This window comes from Vibrio sp. OPT46, assembly GCF_015163535.1.
GTDB lineage: Bacteria > Pseudomonadota > Gammaproteobacteria > Enterobacterales > Vibrionaceae > Vibrio > Vibrio alginolyticus.
Window position 1 is genome coordinate 1 of record NZ_JADDYG010000352.1, and the last position, 1,448, is coordinate 1,448.

At 37.1% G+C, this 1,448-nt stretch carries 2 protein-coding genes and 1 pseudogene; all 3 read right to left on the minus strand.

The window, feature by feature from the left end; translation table 11 throughout:
• Positions 1 to 138: universal stress protein (locus IQR33_RS15800; RefSeq protein WP_193843844.1), on the minus strand; the 138-nt coding region annotated here is incomplete at its 3' end.
• Positions 139 to 1,016: 878 nt separating this feature from the next.
• Positions 1,017 to 1,178 carry a YoaH family protein gene (locus IQR33_RS15805; protein ID WP_005376257.1) on the minus strand — a complete coding sequence of 54 codons (162 nt, stop codon included), beginning with the start codon at positions 1,176 to 1,178 and terminating at the stop codon, positions 1,017 to 1,019.
• Positions 1,179 to 1,219: 41 nt separating this feature from the next.
• A pseudogene (locus IQR33_RS15810) lies at positions 1,220 to 1,448 on the minus strand (conjugal transfer protein TraF); the annotation flags it as partial.

Genomic DNA, 1,448 nt, shown 5'->3' on the forward strand with positions numbered 1-1,448 from the left:
CATGACTATCCGATCAACATCTACGTAAACAAATGAGAGTTTGCTGCTTGAGTTATCTGCTTGCATTATTGCTTTTTCGATAACGGCTTGGCTAGATTTAGATAAGTCGACAGCAACCAAAACGTGCTTGTAACCCATCATTCCTCCCTTGGTTAGTTTTTGTTCTCATATTAAGTCTAGTCCACATAGAGCGAACACAACATCAAAACTACTGCTACATGATAGTTAAAGGAGTTTAGTGTAAAACAGGCAAATAGTTTTCATTGCAACCTTGTTGCTTCCTCTCATCCAAAGATCAACGATGTTTTTCCAATTTCTTCTCTAATTATCGGACGGACTATTTAACAGGAAGGATGCCAGGAAACATTACGTTGTAAAACGCGTTACTGCTCTTGATTTCTACTACTCTTGAGGTTTCATATTACCCACTTCAACGTCGCCTAGTTTAGTAAAACTACTTTAGATTAAGCATGCTCAATATGTAACGCTCCGCTCAAATTCAGGAGACGTATTTCGGCTAAAAAAAGCAGCTCAATAAGATGAACTTCGATTCATCTATCACATATGTCTGCGAGTGCTTACTGTTCTTATATCGCTTATTTAATAACTCTAGTTTAATTACCGCTATAAGTTACGGTGTATCTTTTTTATTTTTTCAGCATAATCCTCTGCCTGAGAACAAAGTCCTTTCGCGCTTTGTAATTAAATTACAAGATCAATCAAGACCAATATAGTTGACAGATTAAAAGTCCGAGGTAAATAATTGATAATATGGAGTTTAATTTATGAGTTCATTAAGAAATGCCTAATTGCCTGTGCTACGAAAACTAAGGCTAACATGATTAGGTAAAATTTTACTAACTCGCTATTTAGTCTTAAAGGCAATTGAACAAGATTAAAATCATATAGGTTTAGTAAATTGTAGTTACAGCGTAACTAGGGTGGTGTTTAGGAATGTAAAGGAATAGAAAATAGAAAGGCAAAAAAACAGGGCGCATGCCCTGTCCATGAATTGATTAGTTTTGTTGCTGTTGTTTTTCTGCGTACTCAGATCGAATCCGTTCGGCAACAATTTTGATAGCTTCTGCAGTACTTGTGCCCTTCGCCATCAATTCTTGAATTCTCTCTACAGCTTGTTGTTGCTCTTGGTGAGATAGAGGGGGTAAATCGTCAAACATAAAAAGCTCCTCATTTTGAGGAGCTGACTATAACGATTCAATTAATAGGTAGCAAGGAAATTAATGGATGCCCCCATAGCGTTCTCGTTTGTGTACTGAGCTGCGATATCCAATTCGAACAACTTAAGTGGAGACAACCCGATACCAGCAGTAATGGTTCCTTCGTCATTATTTCGAGCTAAGTTCTTCATATACCCTGCTCGTAATGCCATTTGACGCAAAATATCAAATTCAATACCAGCTCGAATCATTTGCGTATTATCATCAAAG